The sequence below is a fragment of the Jiella pacifica genome (assembly GCF_010500815.1).
Classification (GTDB): domain Bacteria; phylum Pseudomonadota; class Alphaproteobacteria; order Rhizobiales; family Rhizobiaceae; genus Jiella; species Jiella pacifica.
In genome coordinates, this window is record NZ_JAAAMG010000016.1 from 95,644 (window position 1) to 117,828 (window position 22,185).

21 protein-coding genes and 1 tRNA gene are annotated in these 22,185 nt (G+C 66.2%); 12 read left to right on the forward strand and 10 right to left on the reverse strand.

Translation table 11 applies throughout. The features are described 5' to 3' along the window. The 5 genes from GTK09_RS18335 (at nt 1) to GTK09_RS18355 (ending at nt 6,364) form a co-directional block, all read left to right on the forward strand. Nucleotides 1-3,966, forward strand: coding sequence for a baseplate multidomain protein megatron (locus GTK09_RS18335; protein ID WP_163464894.1), 3,966 nt, complete (start codon nt 1-3; stop codon nt 3,964-3,966). Nucleotides 3,967-3,976: 10 nt separating this feature from the next. After that, nucleotides 3,977-5,053 carry a DUF2793 domain-containing protein gene (locus tag GTK09_RS18340; RefSeq protein ID WP_093359542.1) on the forward strand — a complete coding sequence of 359 codons (1,077 nt, stop codon included), beginning with the start codon at nt 3,977-3,979 and terminating at the stop codon, nt 5,051-5,053. Nucleotides 5,054-5,072: 19 nt separating this feature from the next. Next, nucleotides 5,073-5,360 (forward strand): DUF6127 family protein, encoded by a 288-nt coding sequence (locus GTK09_RS18345; protein WP_075784372.1) that lies wholly within the window; start codon nt 5,073-5,075, stop codon nt 5,358-5,360. Nucleotides 5,361-5,435: 75 nt separating this feature from the next. Then, a complete protein-coding gene (locus GTK09_RS18350; protein WP_062563563.1) occupies nt 5,436-6,110 on the forward strand; it encodes a YcbK family protein in 675 nt (224 codons plus the stop codon). Further along, a complete protein-coding gene (locus tag GTK09_RS18355) occupies nt 6,110-6,364 on the forward strand; it encodes a hypothetical protein (protein WP_203561091.1) in 255 nt (84 codons plus the stop codon). Before GTK09_RS18350 ends, GTK09_RS18355 begins: the two co-directional genes overlap by 1 nt. 192 nt (nt 6,365-6,556) lie before the next feature. On the opposite strand, the gene GTK09_RS18360 is transcribed toward GTK09_RS18355, so the two are convergent. The 7 genes from GTK09_RS18360 to GTK09_RS18390 all read right to left on the reverse strand — a co-directional run bounded on the left by GTK09_RS18360 (nt 6,557) and on the right by GTK09_RS18390 (nt 13,953). After that, nucleotides 6,557-7,036, reverse strand: a complete 480-nt coding sequence (locus GTK09_RS18360; RefSeq protein WP_045685040.1) for a DUF411 domain-containing protein — start codon at nt 7,034-7,036, stop codon at nt 6,557-6,559. 39 nt (nt 7,037-7,075) lie between these two features. Then, on the reverse strand, nt 7,076-9,409 hold the full coding sequence (locus tag GTK09_RS18365) for a heavy metal translocating P-type ATPase (protein ID WP_163464895.1): 2,334 nt from the start codon (nt 9,407-9,409) through the stop codon (nt 7,076-7,078). Between the two features lie 66 nt (nt 9,410-9,475). After that, the gene (locus GTK09_RS18370; RefSeq protein WP_163464896.1) at nt 9,476-10,786 is read right to left on the reverse strand and encodes an APC family permease; all 1,311 of its coding nucleotides are present in this window, start codon (nt 10,784-10,786) and stop codon (nt 9,476-9,478) included. Continuing rightward, nucleotides 10,783-11,328 carry a TVP38/TMEM64 family protein gene (locus GTK09_RS18375; protein ID WP_203561092.1) on the reverse strand — a complete coding sequence of 182 codons (546 nt, stop codon included), beginning with the start codon at nt 11,326-11,328 and terminating at the stop codon, nt 10,783-10,785. Before GTK09_RS18375 ends, GTK09_RS18370 begins: the two co-directional genes overlap by 4 nt. A gap of 1 nt (nt 11,329) precedes the next feature. Further along, nucleotides 11,330-11,716, reverse strand: a complete 387-nt coding sequence (locus GTK09_RS18380; protein ID WP_163464897.1) for a DUF302 domain-containing protein — start codon at nt 11,714-11,716, stop codon at nt 11,330-11,332. A gap of 266 nt (nt 11,717-11,982) precedes the next feature. Next, complete coding sequence (locus tag GTK09_RS18385; RefSeq protein WP_163464898.1) at nt 11,983-13,497, reverse strand: multicopper oxidase family protein; 1,515 nt, start codon at nt 13,495-13,497, stop codon at nt 11,983-11,985. A gap of 75 nt (nt 13,498-13,572) precedes the next feature. After that, on the reverse strand, nt 13,573-13,953 hold the full coding sequence (locus GTK09_RS18390; protein ID WP_203561093.1) for a hypothetical protein: 381 nt from the start codon (nt 13,951-13,953) through the stop codon (nt 13,573-13,575). A 151-nt stretch (nt 13,954-14,104) separates the two neighbouring features. Between GTK09_RS18390 and GTK09_RS18395 the strand changes: the two genes are divergently transcribed. Together GTK09_RS18395 and GTK09_RS18400 are read left to right on the forward strand one after the other, a co-directional pair. Then, nucleotides 14,105-14,506, forward strand: coding sequence for a c-type cytochrome (locus tag GTK09_RS18395; protein ID WP_163464899.1), 402 nt, complete (start codon nt 14,105-14,107; stop codon nt 14,504-14,506). Nucleotides 14,507-14,738: 232 nt separating this feature from the next. Continuing rightward, on the forward strand, nt 14,739-16,016 hold the full coding sequence (locus GTK09_RS18400; protein ID WP_163464900.1) for an ATP-grasp domain-containing protein: 1,278 nt from the start codon (nt 14,739-14,741) through the stop codon (nt 16,014-16,016). A 20-nt stretch (nt 16,017-16,036) separates the two neighbouring features. Here GTK09_RS18400 and GTK09_RS18405 read toward each other — a convergent pair whose 3' ends face one another. Beyond that, the gene (locus tag GTK09_RS18405) at nt 16,037-16,897 is read right to left on the reverse strand and encodes a DUF6692 family protein (RefSeq protein ID WP_163464901.1); all 861 of its coding nucleotides are present in this window, start codon (nt 16,895-16,897) and stop codon (nt 16,037-16,039) included. A gap of 203 nt (nt 16,898-17,100) precedes the next feature. On the opposite strand from GTK09_RS18405, the gene GTK09_RS18410 reads away from it, so the two are divergent. The 3 genes from GTK09_RS18410 to GTK09_RS27210 all read left to right on the forward strand — a co-directional run bounded on the left by GTK09_RS18410 (nt 17,101) and on the right by GTK09_RS27210 (nt 19,192). Next, a complete protein-coding gene (locus GTK09_RS18410) occupies nt 17,101-17,373 on the forward strand; it encodes a metal-sensitive transcriptional regulator (RefSeq protein WP_163464902.1) in 273 nt (90 codons plus the stop codon). Between the two features lie 134 nt (nt 17,374-17,507). Further along, nucleotides 17,508-18,536, forward strand: coding sequence for an IS110 family RNA-guided transposase (locus GTK09_RS18415; RefSeq protein ID WP_163464917.1), 1,029 nt, complete (start codon nt 17,508-17,510; stop codon nt 18,534-18,536). Nucleotides 18,537-18,598: 62 nt separating this feature from the next. Further along, nucleotides 18,599-19,192: a hypothetical protein gene (locus tag GTK09_RS27210; RefSeq protein ID WP_203561094.1), complete on the forward strand. Its 594-nt coding sequence runs from the start codon at nt 18,599-18,601 to the stop codon at nt 19,190-19,192. 74 nt (nt 19,193-19,266) lie between these two features. Here the strand turns inward: GTK09_RS27210 and GTK09_RS18425 are convergent. Beyond that, nucleotides 19,267-19,351, reverse strand: a tRNA-Leu gene (locus GTK09_RS18425). A gap of 445 nt (nt 19,352-19,796) precedes the next feature. On the opposite strand from GTK09_RS18425, the gene GTK09_RS18430 reads away from it, so the two are divergent. After that, nucleotides 19,797-20,378 (forward strand): YqaA family protein, encoded by a 582-nt coding sequence (locus GTK09_RS18430; RefSeq protein WP_163464903.1) that lies wholly within the window; start codon nt 19,797-19,799, stop codon nt 20,376-20,378. Nucleotides 20,379-20,388: 10 nt separating this feature from the next. Beyond that, on the forward strand, nt 20,389-20,922 hold the full coding sequence (locus GTK09_RS18435) for a disulfide bond formation protein B (protein ID WP_163464904.1): 534 nt from the start codon (nt 20,389-20,391) through the stop codon (nt 20,920-20,922). A gap of 11 nt (nt 20,923-20,933) precedes the next feature. Here GTK09_RS18435 and GTK09_RS18440 read toward each other — a convergent pair whose 3' ends face one another. Beyond that, on the reverse strand, nt 20,934-22,178 hold the full coding sequence (locus tag GTK09_RS18440; protein ID WP_312869921.1) for a DUF3095 domain-containing protein: 1,245 nt from the start codon (nt 22,176-22,178) through the stop codon (nt 20,934-20,936). Between the last annotated feature and the right edge of the window lie 7 nt (nt 22,179-22,185).

The window sequence follows — 22,185 nt, forward strand, 5'->3', positions numbered from 1 at the left end:
ATGGCAACGCTTGTTCTCGGTGCAGCCGGCGCCGCCATCGGCGGTTCGATCGGCGGGGCGATCCTCGGCGTGAGCGCCGCGAGCATCGGCGGCTTCATCGGCTCGAGCATCGGCTCGGTCGTCGACAGCTGGATCATCTCGTCGCTGGCGCCGACCCAGCGCATCGAGGGCGCGCGGCTCGACACGCTGCGCATCACCTCGGCCACCGAGGGCGCGGTGATCCCGCGGCTCTATGGCCGGATGCGGATGGGCGGCAACATCATCTGGGCGACCGATTTCCGCGAGGAGACGAAGACCACGACGCAGGGCGGCGGCAAGGGCGGCGGGGGCGGCAAGGTCAAGACCACCGAGTATCTGTACTACGCCAGCTTCGCGGTGGCCTTGTGTGAAGGCCCGATCACCGGCATTGGCCGGATCTGGGCCGACGGCAAGCCGATGGACCTCTCCGGCGTCACCTGGCGCTGGTATCCCGGCGACGAGGCGCAGACGGCGGACCCGTTCATTGCGGGGAAGATGGGCGCAGCCAACACGCCCGCCTATCGCGGCACCGCCTATGTCGTCTTCGAGGAACTGGCGCTTTCGACCTACGGCAACCGCCTGCCGCAGCTGTCCTTCGAAGTCTTCCGGCCGCTCGCCGATCCCGACACCGCCGAGGGGCTGACCCGCGCCGTCACCATGATCCCGGCCTCGGGCGAGTTCACATATGCCACGCAGGCCATCCGCAAGACCGATGGCGGCGCGACGATGCCCGAGAACCTGAACGCGCTGGCCGACTCCACCGACATGGTGGAGGCGCTCGACCGGCTGCAAGCGATGGCGCCTGCGGTCGAGAGCGTCAGCCTCGTCGTGGCCTGGTTCGGCGACGACCTGCGCGCGGGCTCCTGCAAGGTGCGGCCGGGCGTCGAGGTCTCGGCCAAGTCGACCACGCCCGCCAGTTGGTCGGTGAACGGCGTGAGCCGTGCCAACGCCTTCCTGGTCAGCCGCGACGACCAGGACCGCCCGGTCTATGGCGGCACGCCGTCCGACTTCGCCGTGGTGCAGGCGATCCAGGAGATGAAGGCGCGCGGGCTGCGCGTGACATTCTACCCATTCATCCTGATGGACGTGCCGCCCGGCAACACCCTGCCGAACCCCTATTCCGACAACGCCGCCGAGACCGGCCAGCCCGCTTTCCCCTGGCGGGGCCGGATCACCTGTTCTCCAGCGGCAGGCTACGCGGGATCGGTCGACAAGACTGCCACGGCCGCAAGCCAGGTCGCGGCGCTGTTTGGCGCGGCGACACCTGCGAGCTTCAGCGTGGCGGGTCAATCGGTTTCGTGGACAGGCACGCCCGGCGACTGGGGCCTGCGCCGCATGGTGCTGCACTATGCCCATCTCTGCGCGGCGGCGGGCGGGGTCGATGCCTTCCTGATCGGCACCGAGATGCCGGGGCTGACGACGGTCCGCTCGGGCGCGGCCACCTATCCGGCGGTGCAGGGCTATCGGGACCTCCTTGCCGATGTGCGGTCCATTCTCGGGGCCGGGACGAAGATCGGCTACGCCGCCGACTGGTCGGAATACTTCGGGCACCAGCCGGGCGACGGCTCGGGCGACGTGTTCTTCCACCTCGATCCGCTCTGGGCGGACCCGGAGATCGATTTCGTCGGCATCGACAATTACATGCCGCTGTCGGACTGGCGCGACGGGTTCGAGCACGCGGATGCGCAGGCGGGCTGGCCTGCGATCTACGACCGGGCCTATCTGCAGGGGAACATTGCGGGCGGGGAAGGCTTCGACTGGTTCTATGCCAGTGCGGCTGATCGGGTGGCACAGGTGCGCACCCCGATCAGCGATGGCGCGGCGGGCAAGCCATGGGTTTTCCGCTACAAGGATCTTCGCGCCTGGTGGTCGAACGCGCATTACGACCGCCCGGGCGGGGTGGAGAGCGGCACGCTGACGGCGTGGGCGCCGGAGTCGAAGCCGATCTGGTTCACCGAGCTCGGCTGTCCCGCCATCGACCGGGGCACGAACCAGCCGAACGTCTTCTTCGACCCGAAGTCGTCCGAGAGCTTCACGCCGCATTTCTCGCGGGGCTGGCGCGACGACGCGATCCAGCGCGCCTATCTCGAGGCGACGTACCTCTGGTGGGGCGTCCCGGCGAACAACCCGGTGTCATCGGTCTACGGCGGCCGGATGGTGCATGTGCCGGAATGCGCCGCCTGGACCTGGGACGCGCGGCCGTACCCGTTCTTTCCGGCGCTGACCGATGTCTGGACGGACGGGGCGAACTGGCGGCTGGGGCACTGGCTGACCGGACGGCTTGGCGCGGTGTCGCTGGCGGCGCTCGTGCGGCACCTCTGCCTGCGCGCCGGGCTGCCCGAGTCCCGGATCGACGTCACCGGCCTCTGGGGCGCGGTCGAAGGCTACGCCATCACGGCGCTGGAAAGCCCACGCGCCTCGATCACAACGCTGTCGCGGCATTTCGGCTTCGACGCCGTCGAGACAGAGGGGGGGATCCGCTTTGTCATGCGCGGCCGGGCCTCCGTCGCCACCCTCGCGCCCGACGATCTGGTGGCCACCCGCGAGGGCGATGTGCTGGAACTGACGCGCGGCCAGGAGACCGAACTGCCGCAGGCCCTGAAATGGCAGGTCGCCCGCGCCGACGAGGATTACGACGCGGCCCTCGTCGAGGCCCGGCGCATCACCGTGGACACGACCCGGATCGCGTCCGAGTCCTTTCCAATGGCGGTGCCGCCCGAGGAGGCCGAGAGGCGCTGCCGCCGCGCGCTGATGGAGGCGTGGGTGGGCCGCGAGACGGCGGCGTTCCGTTTGCCACCCTCGCGCCTCGCGTTCGATCCGGCCGATGCGATCCGGCTCGCGCATGACGGGCGTCTGGTCGATCTGCGGCTCGTCTCCATCGCCGACGCGGCAGCGCGCGGCATCGAGGCGGTGCGGCAGGACCGTGCGACTTACGATCTGCCGCCCGGCGATCCCCGCGCGGCGTCGCTGACGCGGGCCGTGGTGTTCGGCGCGCCGGACGCGGTGCTGATGGACCTGCCGCAGCTGACCGAGGACCAGCCCGCGCATCGACCGTTTGTCGCGGCGCACGCTCTTCCCTGGCCGGGCGAGATGGCGGTGTTCCGCAGCCCCTCGACGGACGGGTTCGAGTTGCTGACCACGTTCGGCAGCCGCGCCCGGATCGGAGCGCTGGTCTCGGACTTCTATCCGGGCCCCACCTCACGCTTCGACCACGGCAATGCGCTTGTGGTCGATCTGCTCACCGGCACGCTGGAGAGCGTCACCGACCTGACGCTGTTGGGCGGCGCCAATGCGCTGGCTATCGAGAGCGCGCCCGGCACCTGGGAGATCGTGCAGGCGGGCGCGGCCGAGCTGCTGGCGCCGGGTCGATACCGGCTGACCCGGCTCCTGCGCGGCCAGCGCGGCACCGAGGGCGCGATGGGCAATCCGGCGCCCGCTGGCGCTCTTGTCGTGGTGCTGGACGCGTCGCTGGCGTCCCTGCCGATTGCCGAGGCCGATCTCGGATTGCCGTGGAACTGGCGCATCGGTCCGGCGAGCCGCCCCGTCAGCGACGAGACCTATGTGGCGCAATCCTTCACGCCCGCGGGCGTCGGGCTGCGGCCGTTCTCCGGCGCCCATGTCGAGCAGCCGTGGCGCAGGCCGCGCACGCCCGGCGATCTGACGATCCGCTGGACGCGCCGGTCCCGAGCTCTCGCGGCCGACAGCTGGGGCGGGCTAGAAGTGCCGCTCGGAGAAGAGCTCGAAGCCTACGAGGTCGAGATCCTTGATGGCGCGACCGTTAAGCGGGTGCTGAGCACCGCCACCACCAGCGCGGTCTACACCGCCGCAGACCAGACCGCCGATTGGGGCGCGCCGCTCGGCCCCGGTGACACGCTCGACAGCCGCATCTACCAGCTCTCCGCCCTCGTCGGGCGGGGCGCGCCCAAGACCCTCACGCTGATACTCTGAAGGCCATCCCATGTCCGACGCCACGACCCATCTCCTGCTGCCCTACATCCTGGCGGCGCAGGCCCAGAAGCACGTCACCCACAACGAGGCGCTGCGGCTGCTCGACGGGCTCGTGCAGCTCTCCGTGCTCGACCGCGATCTGACAGCGCCGCCCGGCAGTCCCGCCGATGGCGATCGCTACATCGTCGCCTCGGGCGCGACGGGCGAATGGTCCGGATGGGACCTGAACGTCGCGCTCTGGACCGATGGCGCCTGGCTGCGACTTCCCCCGCGGATCGGCTGGCGCGCATGGGTCGAGGACGAGGGCCTGCTGCTGGTCTACGATGGCGCGGGCTGGCTCGGGACCACACCGGCGGCGCTGCAGAACATGGCGCTCCTCGGGGTTGGCACCACGGCGGATGCATCGAACCCGTTCTCGGCCAAGCTCAACGCCGCGCTCTGGACGGCGAGGACCGTGGCCGAGGGCGGCACCGGCGACCTGTTCTACACCATGAACAAGGAGGCGGCCGGCGACGATCTCGGTTTGACCCTCCAGACCGGCTTCGTGACCAAGGCGCTGGTGGGGCTGTTCGGGTCGGACCGCTTCCGGCTCGCGGTCTCCGCCGACGGCAGCACCTTCTTCGACGGGCTGAGCGTCGACAACGCCACCGGCATTGTCGATCAGCCCCGGCTGCCGCGGTTCAAGGCTTACACGAACTACGACAACTACGTCGGCGTCGGCACCTGGACCAAGATCGGCCTTAACAACACCGACTACAACGATCAGGGCGCGTTCGACGCCGTGAACAACCACTTCGTCGCCCCCGTGGACGGCACCTACCTCTTCGGCGCGACTCTGCTGTACAAGATCAACGCCAGCGCCACCGCCCGCATGCGCGGGCGGCTCGTCCTGAACGGCACGACCGAAATCCGCGGCTCCCTCGGCGAAATCTCCGCCACTCATGTCTCGCTCGCTACCGCGATCTGGCTTCAGACCATGGTGCCGCTGACGGCAGGCGATACCGTCGAGCTGCAGGGGTATTTCCGGGTCGCGGACGGCTACTTCGCCGCCGACCACACGTCCTTCTGGGGCTGCAAGGTCGGCTGAGCGGCGGAAGGAGGATCCGATGAACCCACCCCGATCCGAGGGCTTCGTGCGCATGCCCGACGCCGAGTTCGAGGCGATCTTGACCCGGGCGGCGGAGGAAGGCGCCAAGCGTGCGCTGGCCGATGTCGGCCTCGACGGCGACGAGGCCGCGCTCGACATCCGCGATCTGCGCTCCCTGGTCGACTGCATCCGGCTGGTCCGCCGCACCGCGATGCAGACCGCCGTCCGCATGATCACCACCGGCGTCATGCTGGCGCTGCTCGCGGGTATAGCGATCAAGCTGAAGATCTTCGGCGGCGGCCCGTAGCCGCTCAACACCCCCGTTCACCAGCCCAACCGCACCCGCCCTCGAGGCGGTTTTTTTTCGTTTCGGAGGACCCTCATGACCACGACCTTCCACCGCCATTGGCGTGATGTGCCGGAGAGCGCCTGGCGCTGGCCGAATTTCTCGCCCGCCGAGATTGCATGCCGGGGCACCGGCAAGCTGCTCGTGAACGAAACCGCGCTCGACAAGCTGCAGGCGCTGCGCGACCGGCTGGGCAAGCCGCTGATCGTCCGCTCCGCCTACCGCAGCCCAGAGCACAACCGTGCCGTGGGGGGCGCGGGCCGGTCGAAGCATCTCGACGGCGCCGCCTTCGACATCGCCATGGCGAACCACGATCCGGTGGCCTTCGAGGCTGCGGCGCGCGAGGTCGGATTCCTCGGCTTCGGCTTCTACCCGCGATCGGGGTTCATCCATGTCGATCTCGGGCCCGCGCGGCAGTGGGGCGAGCGGTTCCCGGTCCGGGCGACGGCATTTGCAGCCGAGACGCCGCCCGCGCGCGAGGTGCTGGCTGACAGCCGCACCATGAAGGGCGGCGGGGCAGCCGGTGTGGCGACGCTGGGCGCGGCGGGCGTCGAGGTGGCGCAGCAGGTGCTGGCCGAGACCCAGACCGCGATCTTGCCGCTTGTGCCGTATCTCGACACGTTGCGTTGGGTATTCATCGCCGTGGCGCTTGGCGGCATCGCGGTCACGATCTACGCGCGTCTCGATGACTGGCGCCGAGGGCAGCGGTGATGGCCCCGCTCCTGATCGGGTTCGCCGCCAGCCCATGGATGCGGGCCGCTTTGCGCTACGGCGCCATCATCCTCGCCCTGCTCCTGTTCCTGCTTTCGCTTCGGCGGTCCGGCGAGCGAGCGGGACGCCTCGCTGAACGCCTTCAGACCACGGAGAAAGCCAATGATGTCCAACGCCAGATGCTCGAGGCGACGGCTCGTCGTCCTAGGTCTCGCGACGAGCTTGCTGAGCGGCTGCGCAACGGTCGGTTCTGAGCCCGGCATCGCGACCGTCTGCCCGCCCGTGGTAGAGTACAGCCGCGAGTTCCAGGCGCGCGCAGCCGAGGAGCTCGCGCGGCTGCCGCACGGGTCGGCCATCGCCGAGATGCTGAGCGACTACGCCGTGATCCGGGATCAGGTCCGTATGTGTTCTCGCCCCTGATCAAGAGCCGAATTGGAGCCTCAAGGTCAGGCAGCAGCGTAGCTGGTAAAGACCTCGTTCGATCCGTCGCGCCGGATCAGAAACACGTCGTAGGCCTCGCGCTGGCTTTCCGGTCCCATCCCGGGCGAGCCGTAGGGCATGCCTGGCACTGCGAGGCCGACCGCGTCGGGGCGTTCCAGCAGGAGACGGCGAATGTCGGCAACAGGGACGTGACCCTCGATAATGTAACCATCCACACGACCCGTATGGCAGGAGACCATCTCCTGCGGGATGCCGTTGTCCAGCTTGTAGCGCATCAGAAGCGTCCCGGCGCTCGCCTCGGTCGTGACGGCGAAGCCGTCGTTCTCGAGGATCTCGATCCAGGCCGAGCAGCAGCCGCAGTTGGGGTCCTTCATCACGTGGATCGCCGGACCGGCGCCTTGCGCCAGAGCCCTCAAGGGCGACGCAGCCGCCAGCGCAGCTGTGCCGATCAGGAGCTTGCGGCGGGAAAACATGTCTTGGGTCATCTGATGTTCCTTTCGAGGTTGGATGTGTGGGCTGGCAGATCAGAGGTCGACCCGCCTGAGCCGCAGGGCGTTGGTGATCACCGAGACCGACGACAGGCTCATCGCCGCCGCCGCGATCATCGGCGAGAGCAGAAGTCCGGTGACAGGGTAAAGCAGCCCGGCGGCGATGGGGACGCCAAGCGCGTTGTAGGCGAAGGCGAAGAACAGGTTCTGCTTGATGTTCCGCAGGGTGGCGCGGGCGAGCTTGCGCGCCCGCACGATGCCCATCAGGTCGCCGCCCAGCAGGGTGATGCCTGCGCTTTCCATCGCAACATCGGCCCCGGTGCCCATGGCGATGCCGACATCGGCGGCGGCGAGCGCGGGGGCGTCGTTCACCCCGTCGCCCGCCATGGCGATCTTGTGGCCGTCGCGGCGCAACTGGTCGATCAGGTCCTTCTTGGCCTCGGGCAGGATGCCTGCGCGCACCTCGTCGATGCCGAGCTTGCCCGCCACCGCCTGCGCCGTGCGTTCGTTGTCGCCCGTCGCCATGATCACCCTTAGCCCTTGGGCATGAAGTTCCCGAATGGCCTGCGCGGTACTCTCCTTGATCGGGTCGGCGACCGCCACGATGCCGACGAGCGCGCCGTCAAGCGCGACGAACATCGCCGTCTTGCCCTCGGCGCGCAGGGTGTCGGCCTTTGACTCGGCCTGCGCGGTGTCGAGCCCCATCTCCCGCATCATCGCCGCGTTGCCTAGCGCCACCGCGCGCCCACCGACCCGGCCCTGTACGCCCTTGCCAGTGACGGCGTCGAAGTCCGTGGCCTCCTGACGCGGCGCACCCTGCGCCTCGGCTCCCTCGACAATCGCCTCAGCCAGCGGGTGTTCCGAGCCACGCTCCAGCGCTGCGGCCAGCGACAACAGGTCGGTCTCGGTGACGTCCCCGAGCGCAACCGTATCGGTCAGCTTCGGCTTGCCCATGGTCAGCGTGCCGGTCTTGTCGACGATGAGCGTATCGACTCCTGCCATTCGCTCCAGCGCCTCGGCGTCCTTGATCAGCACGCCCGCCTGTGCGCCGCGCCCCGCCGCCGTGGTGATGGAGATCGGTGTCGCCAGCCCCAGCGCGCAGGGGCAGGCGATGATGAGGACCGACACGGCCGAGGCGATTGCGAAGACCAGCGCGGGCTCCGGGCCGAAGATCAGCCAGACCACGAAGGCGACGATGGCGATGACCACCACCGTCGGCACGAATATCGCCGACACCCGGTCGGCCAGCCCCTGGATCGGCGCGCGGGACCGCCGCGCGTTCGACACCATCGCCACGATCTGCGCCAGCACGGTATCGGACCCGACCTTGCCTGCCTCCATGACCAGAGAGCCGTTCTTGTTGATCGTGGCGCCCGTCACCTCATCCCCCGGCCCCTTTTCCACCGGCATTGACTCGCCGGTCAGCATGCTTTCGTCCAGCGACGAGCGGCCCTCGATCACCGTGCCGTCGACCGGAATGGCGTCGCCGGGACGGACCCGCAGCCGGTCGCCCTCCATGATGTTCTCCAGCGGCGCATCGTATTCAGTGCCGTCCGGCAGGATGCGCCGCGCGGTCTTCGGCGCCAGATCCAGAAGCGCGCGGATCGCATCCCCGGTGCGTTCTCGCGCTCGGAGTTCCAGCACCTGGCCCACGAAGACCAACGCGACGATCACCACCGCCGCCTCGAAATAGGTGCCGACGCCGTGGCCCATCCGGTACTGTTCCGGAAACACCCCCGGCAGGAACGTCGCGACGAGCGAGTAAAGGTAGGCCGCCGCCACGCCGATGCTGATCAGCGTCCACATGTTTGGGCTGCGGTTCACAATGGAGTCCCAGCCGCGCCGGAAGAAAGGCAAGGCGGCCCAGAGGATGATCGGCGTTGCCAGCACGAACTCGAGATAACTTGCGGTCTGATGCCCGATCCAGTCGCGCACTGGCAGCGCGACCAGTTCACCCATCGTCAGGATGATGAGCGGCACCGCCGCCGCCGCCGAAATCCACATCCGACGCGTGAAGTCGGTCAGCTCCTCGCTGGGCTCATCCGACGGCACCATCGGTTCCAGCGCCATGCCGCAGATCGGGCAGGACCCCGGCGCATCGCGGACGATCTCGGGATGCATCGGACAGGTGTACTGGACGTTGGCCGGAGCAGCCTTCTTCTGTCCGGCGGCCCGGCCCGAGGCGTAGAACCACGGATCCGCCTTGAACTTCGACTGGCATTTCTCCGAACAGAAATGAAAGGTCTCTCCCTGGAACGCGGCGTGACGCCCGTCCGTCTTGACCGCGACCGTCATCCCGCAGACCGGGTCCTTCGCCGTCTCTGTCCCCGCCGGGATATCGGGCGCCGCGTGTTGGTGATCATGCTCCATGTTTTGCCAGCCTTTCAGTATTTCGTTTCAGCTTGCAGCCTCCAGCCGTTGGAAGCTCAAGCTCTTTCATTGGTGGTCGTGAGCATCTTCCGGGGCGGGATTGCGTGCGAGGAAGATCCCGACAAACAGGAACACCAGCGCCATGCCGATCGCACCCAGGACGACGATCAAGGGGTCGGACTGCCACTTCATCCCGGCAAAGGCGGCTAGGACCACGGAATCGAAGGCGATTGCCGTCAGCAACACCCAGCCCCGAGCGCCGATTTCCTCGCGCAGATGCCGGAACACGCCGAAGTGGATGATCATGTCCATCACCAGATAGAAGAAGGCCCCGAGCGAAGCGATCCGGCTGAGGTCGAAGAAAATTGTCAGGAATCCTGCGATCACGACGGTGTAGACGAGCGTGTGGTCCTTGATTGCGCCCGGCATCCCGAAATGACTGTGCGGGATCATTTTCATGTCGGTCAGCATCGCCAGCATCCGCGAGACCGCGAACACGCTGGCGATCAGACCTGACGCCGTGGCCACCAGCGCCAGCGCCACCGTCAGGTAGAAGCCGGTCTGACCGAGGGAGGGCTGGGCCGCTTCGGCCAACGCGGAGTCCTTCGCCGCCACGATACGGTCGAGCGGCAGGCTGGAGCCGACCGCGAAGGCCACCAGCAGATAGACGACGACGCAGATGGCAATCGACCAGATGATGGCCCGGCCCACATTGCGGTGCGGGTCGGTGACCTCTGCGCCGCTGTTGGTGATGGTGGTGAAGCCCTTGAAGGCCAGGATCGACAGCGCAACCGACGCCACGAAGCCGGTGGCGCCCATGTCTCCACCCGTCGCCTCGAACGAGATGCCGCTCGCCCAGAGGCCGGCTGCCCCGAACAGCGCGATGCCGCCCACCTTGAGTACGGCCATGACGATGGAGAACAGCCCGACGGACCGGTTGCCCGACACATTCACGAGCCAGGCGAAGACGATCAGCCCGACGCCGAGGATTGGGACGAGAACGCTGTCCGGATCACCGCCGAAGGCTCGCAGGGTGTAGGTTCCGAAGGTGCGCGCGACGAGGCTTTCGTTGATGACCATCGATAGCGCCATCAGGAGAGCGGCGCCCGCCGCGACCGTCGTTGGTCCGTAGGCTTTCTTCAGGATCATCCCGATGCCGCCCGCAGACGGGTATGCGTTCGACATCTTGATGTAGGTGTAGGCGCTGAAGGCTGTCACGATGGCGCCGACGACAAACGAGAGCGGGAAGAGAGGCCCGGCCAATTCGGCGATCTGCCCGGTCAGCGCGAAGATGCCCGCGCCGATCATCACGCCGGTGCCCATGGCGACCGCGCCAGGCAGGGTGATGCTGTTCTTCTCGTAATCGCTTTTCGTCATGGATTTTCCTTTTCAGGCTTTTGCCGCAGCGCCACCCAGAGCAGCGGCAGCCCCGTCACAAGCCCGAGTCCGAGCACCGCCCATGTCGCGCGGCCGAGGTCTCCGCTAACCGCCTCACCGCCGAAATGTGCCAGCAGGAAGCTTGCCGGGATGATCCCCGCCAATGTTGCGAGGGCGAAAAGCCAGGCGTGCAATCGGCTCAGTCCGGCCGCGTAGCTGATCATGTCGAAGGACACGAAGGGCATCAGGCGGCTGGCAAAAACCGTCGCCGTCAACGCGGTCTGCGAGCCGAGAAGCCCGGCATCGACGCGATCACCGAACACCCGCCGCAAGACATCATGCCCCAGAACCCGTGCGAGACCGAAGGCGATCAGCGCCCCGAGCTCGGCGCCGATGACGACCTGCACGGTCCCCCAGAGATGTCCGTAGGCCGCTCCGGCCGCCAGTGCGATCGGCGCGCTCGGGATGGGGCTGGCCACGACCGCAAGGGTCATAAGCGTGACGATCAGGACCGGCCCCCAGAGACCGGCGCGCAGGCTCATCTCAGATCGCCTCGACGGCTTTCGCCAGCAGGTCGCGCACCTCGCCTGCCACGGCCGTCAGCTCGGCGTTCTCGATCGCCTGCATCGACGCCACAGGATCGATAGCGCTGACCTCGACGCCGTCCTCGACTTCGCGCAAGATGACGTTGCAGGGCAGCATCGCGCCCACCCTAGGCTCGATCCCGATCGCCTGATGTGCCATCTTGGGGTTGCAGGCACCGAGGATGCGATAGGCCGGCATCTCGACATCCAACTTCTTTTTCATCGTCGCTTTGACGTCGATCTCGGTCAGGACGCCAAAGCCATTATCAGCAAGCGCCTTTCGCGCCCGAGCGTCGACGTCGTCGATACCCGCGTCGGGGATAATTCGATTGATCGTGTAGGCCATTGCGAACTCCTTTCTTTTATTTACGAAGATATTTTATCAGCGCTGCTATGATCAAAACAATGAGCGCCAAGCAAAGCAGACCGAACAGCCAGCCAAACCCCATCCCGAAACCCATTCCGGGGCCCATATCATTCCAGTTCATCACCTCATCCTCCTTGTTTCCTGCTGAGTGGTGCGCCCTGCAACCGGCCCTTGCGACAACATCGCGCAGAACAACACGGCACGGAGCCAGTGTCCGGGCGCTCCATCCGAACGCCCCGCCCCAATTAAACCGACGCTGTGACCGCGAGTTCGGTCATCATGCCGGTCGCCAAATGCGGCATGTGATGGCAATGCAGCATCCAGCTCGCGGCCTCGCCGGCGTCTAGGGCGACGTCGACCATCGACATTGGCGGCACGTGAATCGTGTCTCGAAGTGCGCCGGCAACGCGTCGCCCGTTCAACCCGACGACCTGGAACACATGGCCATGCAGATGCATCGGGTGGGCCATCATCGACATATTGTGGAACGACAGCACGACTCGCTCGCCGCTGCGCGCGATGATCGGCTGGTGCTGTCCCCAGACGGCCCCGTTGATCGTCCAGACGTAAGGCTGCATCGAGCCGCCCAGCATCAGCATCTGGCTGCGATCCACCGGCCGATCAGGCAGGGCATCGCGGGCGATCAGGCGCGATTCCTGCGCAAGATCGGTGTCGAACGCCGGTGCCTCGGTCTCCGCCATGGCATCTAGACGTCGGACATCGGCACCCTGCGTGGCGAGGATCAGGCCAGTGCGCTCCCGCGCGCCTTCCCGCAGTGCGAGGATCGGCCAGGCGCCGCCTTCGTTCGGCAGGTCGATCTCGATGTCCAGGCGCTGGCCCATCGCCAGCCCGAACCGCGTGCCAGCGAGAGGCTGGACGGCGTGCCCGTCTACCGCGACCAGCCGCGCCTCGGCACCGCCGGTCTCGATCCAGAACACCGTCGCCGCGGCGGCGTTGATGACCCGAAGCCGGATACGGCCACCGCGCTCGACCTGCACCACCTCGGGATCCGAAAGCGTGCGGTCGTTGGCGAGATAGGCGTCCCAGTCGTAGTCGTTGAGGTCCATCGCCATGCCGTCCATGGCGCCCATTCCCGTCATGCCACCCATGGCGCCGTGATCCATGCCACCCATCGGCATGTTCCCCATCGCGCCGTGGTCCATGGCCGCCATGCCGCCCATGACCGCGCCGTGGCCGCCTCCATGACCGCCGGCGGTCCCGTGGCCGCCAAGGATCTCGGCCATCACCTCCTCGGGTGCCTTGAACGAGAAATCATGCAGGAACAGCACCACCTCCTGCCGGTCGGCGGCGACATCCTCGGCGCTGCGCACGATCAGCGGCGCGGCCAGAAGGCGCATCTCGTGCAGCGGCACATGCGCGTGCATCCAGTAGGTGCCGGGCAGCGGCGCGAAGTCATAGGCGCGAGTCTCGCCGGGGGCGAGCATCGGCAAAGGCATGTCGGGCACGCCATCCTGTGCGTTGGGCGGGATCTGGCCGTGCCAGTGGATCAGCGTATCAGTATCGAGATCGTTGCGCAGATCCACCCGGAACCGCGCGCCGGGATCGAGTGTCAGCCCCTGTCCGGCTGGCCCGGCAAGACCCCAGACGGTGGCGGCGCGACCGTCGATGTCGAGCGTCCGGGTGGCGGCGTGCAGCGACAGCGGGGCGGCGCCCTGCGCTGCCGCGATCCGGGGCAGATGCGCATAGGCCAGCATGGCGGCGCCAGCGGCAAGAAAGCCGCGTCGTGAAAGGGTATTCATGGTCGTCTCCTCGGGACAGCTCGTCCCGTTCATCAAAACCGACAGGACGCCGCGGGCCTCGGCCCGGACGCGCGATCAGAGGAGACGGTGCTTGGGAGGTCGTTCGTTCAGTCCAGGTGCCCGACCGGCAAGCACTGCACCGGTGGGCAGGTCATGGCTGGCAGGCGCGTAAACGCTGGGCGAGTCTTCCCTCGGAAATGTCAGAAAGACCAAAAGACCTGAACAAAGCAACTCACAGCTTCCAGCATCCATCGATCCGCAGTGCTGTTCGCCGTCACAGGAACGGTCGCTGCCGGCCGCAACCTGCATCATCTCGCCGACATGCACCGAGTGATCCGGCTCTGCGCTCAAGCGCGCCGCATGCGCGGAGGTCACCGTCGTCATGACGGCGATCGCGAGTACGGCAAGCATGGTGACGAGGCGCGAGAACATGCCGGAAAGATAGGCGCTGGTCACGGGAATGTCCATTGCCTCCGGCGTCGCGCCTCTGGCAGAAATTCATCCTCGGCATGTAGCCAATAGAAATTCCTCGCCACCAATCATGCAACTCATGCGAAAAGAACTCCGTAATATCTTGTGGCCCGGGTTGCTCGTCGGAGGCCTGGTCATGGCGGTCTTCGCTGGCAGGCACTATGCCCAGACCGCATCCAACGCCGCGTCATCTGCAGAAGTCATCGAACAGGGCCGGCAGATCTATGCGGACCAATGTGCGTCCTGCCACGGTGCGCAGCTCGAGGGGCAGCCGGACTGGAAGACGCCCCTTCCGTCCGGGCGTCTCCCGGCGCCACCACACGATGCCGACGGCCACACGTGGCACCATCCCGATGACATCCTGTTCCGGATCGTCAAGGAGGGCACGGCCGCCATCGTCGGGGGCGGCTATAAGAGCGACATGCCGGGCTTTGCCGTCCTCAGCGACGCAGAGATCCAGGCTGCGCTCGCCTATATCAAGAGCACCTGGCCGGAGCGCGAGCGGACCTACCAGGAGAATGTGTCGCAAGCACGCTGAGCGCTGATGGCACCTTCGGGATGGAGCTTCGCTGCAGGCCGGAGCTGCCCGTGCGACCGGCTGCTCAGTTTTCCGAGGCCCACCCGGTGACAGTTGTGGCTGCCGGACAGAAGCGGCATATTTGGATCGACCTGATGGCGAAACCTTTGGGAGGGATGTTCGTGGGATTATTCATGGCTTACTTGGCATTTGAAGCGCGCTCGATCTTGGCGCCGCCTCGGGTTTTCCCTCGATGAACAATCCCGGCTCCAGTTCATCGAAGCGGGTTCAGGACCGCACGGACCGACTCAACAAGAACTGCTTCTGCGTTACACTGGACCTTCCATCGCTGCGCGAAGCGATGGAGCGCGAGGCCGGTGAGCCGGCATTCTTCGAGACGTTCATCCGCCCCAAGGCCCATCTGTTCTCGCACGTACCGGTGTTCCTTTCGGCCACCACCGTGGATGAGATGCGCGCCATCGCAGCGGCTGTGGAGACCACCGCCCAACTCGCGGCATACAAAGCCGCGGTCCTTTCCTGGGCGCCGGAAATCGCGCGGGCGGATCACGGTCCGATCGGGGCATTGATGGGCTACGACTTTCATCTTGGCGAAGACGGCCCCCGGCTGATCGAGATCAATACCAACGCCGGCGGGGCATTTCTCAATGCCTTTCTTGCAAGGGCGCAGCGCGCGTGTTGTGCCGAAATGGATATCCCCCCGGCGCTGCCATCGTTCGAGGACGCGGCGTTTCGCATGTTCCAGAACGAATGGATTCGGCAGCGGGGAACGGGCACGCCACAACGCATCGCCATCATCGATGACAATCCGCCGGAACAGTACCTTTATCCCGAGTTCGTGCTCGCGCGGCAAGTTTTGGCGGCACGAGGGGTAGACGCGGTCATCGCCGACGCCGGTCACCTTAGCTACGACGATGGTCGGCTCAGCGTCGACGGAAAGACGATCGATCTCGTTTACAATCGGGTCACCGATTTCGCCTTTGATCAGCCCGAGCACAAGGCATTGCAGGAATCCTACCGTGATGGCGCGGTTGTCGTAACGCCGAATCCGCACAACCACGCGCTCCTTGCCGACAAGCGCAACCTTTCGCTTCTTTCGAATTCCGCGACACTTGAGGCATGGGGAGTCGACCCGGGGATTCGGGCCGGGCTTGCTGCCGTTCCACGCACCGTTTTGGTCAATCCCGACAACGCTGATGCACTTTGGAAATCCCGCAAGGACCTGTTCTTCAAGCCGACAGGAGGACATGGTGGCAAGGCGGTATATCGTGGCGACAAGCTGACGAAAGGAGTCTGGGCGGAGATCGCGGGAGGCGGATACGTTGCCCAGACGCTGGTCCGCCCCAGCGAGCGCATGATCAAGATCGACGAGACACCCCAGAGGCGCAAAATGGACGTGCGACTGTATACCTATGATGGGCAGGTGCTTCTGGTGGCCGCGCGCCTTTATCAAGGTCAGACCACGAACTTCAGGACACCTGGGGGCGGTTTTGCGCCGGTGTTCATGATCTGAAGCGTGAACTGGCGGACACGTCAGCCCGCCTCGCACCCGTAGAAGCCGCGGTAGCCCACGCTCAGCCCCTCATCGAGTTCGAACACGAGCTCCGCGTTCTGGCGCCAATCGGCCTCGTCGCCGAGCGGCTGCACCGTGATCGTGGTGCCGGGCGCCGAGTACGTCGTCGCACCCTCCTGCGAACCTCCCTCCGCCTCCAGAGAGATCAGGACGCCGTTCAGCTTCACCGCAGCCCCGCCGCCTTCGCTCGCCCAGAGGATCGGATCGGATTCGGGGCTGCGGTTGAACGTGCAGGGAGCAGGCGCCCCGAGCACCCGGTCGGCCTCGGCTTCCGGCATCGGCGCGAGGTCGAGCCCGCTGATGAGGGTGTTCGAAAGCGCGTCCTCGACGCTGCCCGGCTCGGCCGGCGGGTCCTGATAGATGCTCTCCACCACGTTCCCGGCGGACACCTCGGCGATCAGGTAGCGCATCTCCGCGATCTCGCGGCGCTGCGCCTCGATGATTTCGTCGGCGAGGTGGCGAACGCGCGGATCGCGGATTTGCGCCCGCTCAGAGGTCATGATCGCGATCGAGTGGTGCGGGATCATTGCCCGCATGTAGCTCGGACCCGAGACCGTGACCTGGCTGCGCACCAGCCAGAGCGACAGGGCAAAGACGATGATCGCGCCGACGAAGATCGCGATGTTCAGGCCCTTGTTCGAGTACATCCCGAGCATGTAGGCGAGCATGATGACGGCCATCGTCGCCCCCATCATGATCGCCATATAGGTACGTGTCTCCGAGAAGAAGACGTGTTCCCAAGCGTAGGTGTTGAGGTACATCAGGATGAACATCACCACTGTGGAAGTGAGGATCATCAGGCCGAAACGGATATAGGACATGTCGCGACTTCCTGCTCGTTCTGCAATCTGCTTGAGGGCAACTGGGCAGTCGCATCTGCCAACGCAGAACTCGGCGGGCGTCCGGAGACGCAGCCCAATACCCCAAGGGGGTATGATTCAACACGCGATGGCCTGTGAGGTTCCGAGGAACCCTTCCGCACAAAGCTCGGTTCCCCCGTATCGTAGCAAGAGACCAGCCCGCCATGAAGGATCGAAAGCAAGCAGCCATCCAACGACTGGCGCGCCTCGAAGGGCAGGTACGCGGGGTTGCGCGCATGATCGAAGAAGATCGCTACTGCATCGACATTCTCAATCAATCCCTGGCGATCCGATCGGCACTTTCGCAGGTCGAAATTCTAATCCTGCAGGATCACGCGGATGACTGCGTGGACAATGCGATCCTCTCACAAGATCCCGACGTGCAGCGTCGCAAGTTCAAGGAGCTTGTGGAAGTGTTCGAGAAAGTTTGCCGGTAGCCGGGAAGGGTGCAAAAAAAATACACATTTACAGTAACTTAGAGTGGAGATGGGGTGGATGCCGCTCTCACCTGACGGCATCGCGATGTGCCATACTCGTGGTGTCGAAGCACAAGCTGAAGGAGAGGGCATCCATGGAAGAAGTTAGCATCATCGGGGTCGATCTGGCAAAGAACGTGTTCCAGGTTCACGGCGCAGCGGCAGATGGGTCCGTCGTATATCGCAAGAAGTTATCGCGGCCGCAGTTCGCCCGGTTCATGGCGGACCAGCCGCCCTGCCTCGTGGCGATGGAGGCCTGCGCCAGCGCGCATCACTGGGCGCGGGAGATGGCGCGGCACGGGCATGAGGTGCGGCTGATTGCGCCGCACTACGTCAAGCCTTTCCTGAAGCGCCAGAAGAATGACGCGGCCGATGCCGAGGCGATCGTCGAGGCGGCCCTGCGGCCGACCATGCGCTTCGTTGAACCGAAATCGGCCGACCAGCAGGCGCGGGCCGTCGCGTTCCGCACGCGCGAGCAGCTGGTGAAGCAGCGGACCGAGGCGGTGAACGCGCTGCGGTCGCATCTCTACGAATTCGGCCATGTCGCCCCGGAAGGGATCGGCTACGTGCCGCGCCTGGCCAAGGTCGTCGACGATCCCGGCAGCGGCGTGCCGGACCTCGCGCGGGACATCTGCCGCATGCTCCTCGATCAGATCGGCCAACTTACCGCCCGGATCGATGCGCTGAAGACCAGGATCGCGGCGATGTCGAACGAGGCGGAAATGCCACGCCAGTTGCAGACGATGCCTGGCGTCGGTCCGATCACCGCGCTTGCGATCGAGACCTTCGCGCCGCCGATGGAGCAGTTCCGGCGCGGGCGCGACTTCGCCGCCTGGCTCGGCCTGGTGCCGCGCCAACATTCCAGCGGCGGCAAGCAGAAGCTGGGGAAAACCTCGAAGATGGGGCAGCGCGATATCCGGCGACTGCTTGTGATCGGGGCGACCGCGGTGATCCGCTGGGCAGCGCGCCGCGGTGCGCCGAAGGGGTCGTGGCTGGCGCGGATGCTGGAACGCAAGCCGGTCCCGGTCGTGGCCACCGCCCTGGCGAACAAGATGGCGCGCGGCATCTGGGCGATGCTGACGCGCGGCGAAAGCTATCGCGGCCCGGTGCTGATCGGCGCCTGATCGGGCATCGAACGGGCACTCGGGCCACCGAGTTGTGAGGAAGGCATGATCAGCATGGGCAAATGATCGACATGATCCGGGTCGGGCAAACCAGAAACCTTCTCCGAGCCTCGAGCTCGCTGTTGGAGATGTGGACCCGCTCCGCGCATCACCATCCCGGCCAGCGGCGCCAGTCGGCCGCACTTACAGGCCTGACAAAAGTACGCACTCGATCACATGTCCGGACGATCAGAAATTCCTTGCAAACCGAGCGGCATCCACAAAAGAAGGTTGGATGTCAGGCCCATCCCCTCCGCCATTTACCGCCGAATGCACACCATACGATATCGGTGCCGTTCACCGCAGTATCACCCAGTGGGCGAACACACTGCCACTTCTGCGCTGCAGCCCGCTCCATCCCGACGATCAGCGAGGTGATCTGTTTCCCCACGACGCCAAAAATCGCCCCCCGGAAAGGTTCTTTGAATACGCTTGAAGCGGCAGTGGATTTCTACGATCCAACAATGACGATCACCGCGTTTTCGGCGTCGCACGTCTTTCCGCAGATCTCCGCTTCACTCATGACGGTGGAAAATTGTCCGGTTGGTCTATCCTTCGTCGCAGGCGACTATCAGGACGAGTTCCTGTTGAACGCGGTGCGGGAAATGGTCGGCTGACGTATCGCGCTTGCCGCCGCCGATCGCGGTGGCGCGTCGCATCGATTATGAAACGTCGTGATTCTCGATGTGGATGGTGCGGGTGGTCGGAATCGAACCGACACTCCTTTCGGAACCGGATTTTGAGTCCGGCGCGTCTACCAGTTCCACCACACCCGCACATTTGGCCGCCGATCCGAGGCCCTTCGGCGACCATACCGCATCTGGAGCGAAAGCCGAATACCGACTGCCACTTCCGCTCACCCGCCAGCCCCGAAAAACCGCGGTCTTCGAGGCTTCGGATTTCGGACGGTCGGAAGGCGAGCCATTCGAGCCGCCGCCCGATCGATTCGTCCGAACATTCCCGACACTCGGCACCAAGGACGATTTCGGCACGAGGCGTACGGACCAGCATTCCTGCCGGACGACCTCTCCATGGCACAATCGCCACCGCTGCGTCCAGACGATCCGTCGGGATCGTCCGCCGTTTTTTTCCACGATTTCGCGACGTGCCGTCGCCCCCTCGCCGCTGCGGCCTCATTCGCGGGATTGCCTTCGGGCCGGCTTCGGCCTAATCGCTGGCACCGTCATCTCTTCTCGACAGATCCCGAACGGTCGATCATCCATGCTTCGCCGCCTCTACGACTGGGTCCTGTCGCTGGCCGCGACCCGCCACGCCGAACGGGGCCTCGGCGCCGTCGCCTTCATCGAGAGCTCGGTCTTTCCGATCCCGCCCGACGTCCTGATCATCCCGATGGTGATCGCCGACCGAACGAAATGGATCCGCATCGCCGCCGTCGCGACGATCGGCTCGGTCCTCGGCGCCTTTCTCGGCTACGCCATCGGCGCAATCTTCTTCGATCTCATCGGGCAGCCGATCCTCGACTTCTACGGCAAGACCGGCGCCTTCGCCGAGATGAAGGCAAGCTACAACGAATGGGGCGGCTGGGCCGTGCTCTTCGCCGCGCTCACGCCCTTTCCATACAAGGTGCTGACGATCTTTTCCGGCGTCAGCGGGCTCAATCTCGTCGTCTTCACGCTGGTCTCGATCGTCGGGCGCGGGGCGCGGTTCTTCCTCGTCTCCTATCTTCTCCACCGCTACGGCGCGCCGATCCAGGGCTTCATCGAGAAGAACCTCGGGCTGCTCTTCACCCTCTTCATGATCCTTCTGATCGGCGGCTTCGTCGCGGTCCGCTATCTGTTCTGAGGCCTCGTCAATGGCACTTTCCGACATCGTCCGCCGCCCCACCGGGTTTCGCCAGGTGCTGGCGTCCGGCTTTCTCCTGGCCGGCATGGCGATTACCGTCGGCTCGGCCCTCGTCTTCCAGTATGTCGGCGGCTACATCCCCTGCGCCCTCTGCCTTCAGGAGCGGATCCCCTATTACGTCGGCGTGCCGATCGCCCTCGTCGCCTTCGTCGCGGCGGCCGGGCGGGCCTCGGCGCCGCTGACACGGGGACTGCTCTTCCTCCTCGGCCTCATCATGCTGGTCTCGCTGGGCCTTGCCGTCTACCACGCCGGCGTCGAATGGCACCTGTGGGCCGGGCCGGCCGGCTGTTCGCAGGTCGGCGGCGGTGATCTGGGAACAGGCGATCTCCTGGCCGACATCGACGCCGTCAAGCCGCCCTCCTGCGACGCGGCGGCCGGGCGCTTCCTCGGCCTGTCCTTCGCCGGATGGAACGCCGTCGCCTCCGCCTTCTTCGCCGCGGTGGGCCTGCGCTCCGCTTTCGCCAAGGCCGATCGCTTCGCCTGAACCCGCAGGCGTCACCCCGCCACGACCTGGGAGCGCGCCTTGCCGAAGGCCATGACGGCGGCGGCGGCATAGCCGCCCATCGCCCCGTCGATGAAATGCACATGGTCGCTGCGGCTCGCGACGGGGACGAAACATGTCATCAGCGCCGCGTCCTGGCGATGCAGGCCGGTGACGGCGATGCCCTCGGCCTCGGCTCGGCGCATCGTCTCGGCGATGCGATCGGCGACTTCGGGGCTGCAGTCGAGCGTCAGCCGCAAGCCATCGTCGAACTTGCGGAAATCGGTGTTGCGGACGATCTCGCCGCGATAGCGGCCGGGATCGAAGGCGCCGACCTTCGTCCCGGTGGCGAATGACAGATGGGCAAGGAGCGAGCGGATGCCGACGGAGATGGCCGAGAGCCAGAGTGGGCGACCGGTCTTGGCTGCCGCCGTCCGGGCCTCGATCATCAGGCCGGTCGACGGCCAGGTCAGCGCCGGCCCCTCCTCCGGCACCGGCCTGCCGGCGTCAGACACCATTGCGGCGAGCGCCAGGATCTCGGTGGCGAGCGCGGAAAAGCGCTCCGTCGAAACCGTCGCGGTCGGCAGCATGATCAGCGACAGGATGACGCCGTGCCGCGCCGGGATCTCCGAAAAGCGGCAGGAAAGACCGGTGAGGTCCGGCCGGGCGTCGTCGCCGATGGCCGGCTCGAGGCAAAACCGGCCCTCCTTCATCCGCGCCTCGGCAAAGGAAAGCCCGCCGCCGGAAAACATCGTGTAGGAAACCTCCGGCGATGCGGCGAAGCGGGCGATCCGGACGTCGTGCCCCTCGCCGCGGATCGCCTCGACCGGAACGATGGCGGTGCGCAGCCTGAAGCCGAAGGCGTCGCGCGCCCAGCCCGCGACGGCGGCGAGCCCGGTCTGGCCGACGGGCGCCAGTTCGGGCGGCAGTGCGAAGCTTGCTCCGTCCCCGGCGAAGACGAAGGGAAAGTCGCGCCCGGACAACTGGTTGGCAACGGCGGCGATGACGGCGGCGGCAACCGTGTTCACCGCCTTGTATCCGCCGGTGGTGACGGCGTCGGTGGACCGCTCGATGTCGGCGAGACCGATGACCCAGCCCTCCGGCAGCGAATGGTAGAGGCGCGGATCGGCAAGCCGCGCGAAGTCGGCCTCGAGCGGCAGCGCGTCGAAGAATCCGAGCGGCCCGGAGGTCGAGGCTTCGCCGCTTGGACCGACCCTCCCGCCGGCTCCGTCGATTGCCTCCGCTTCATGAAAATCCACGGCCAAG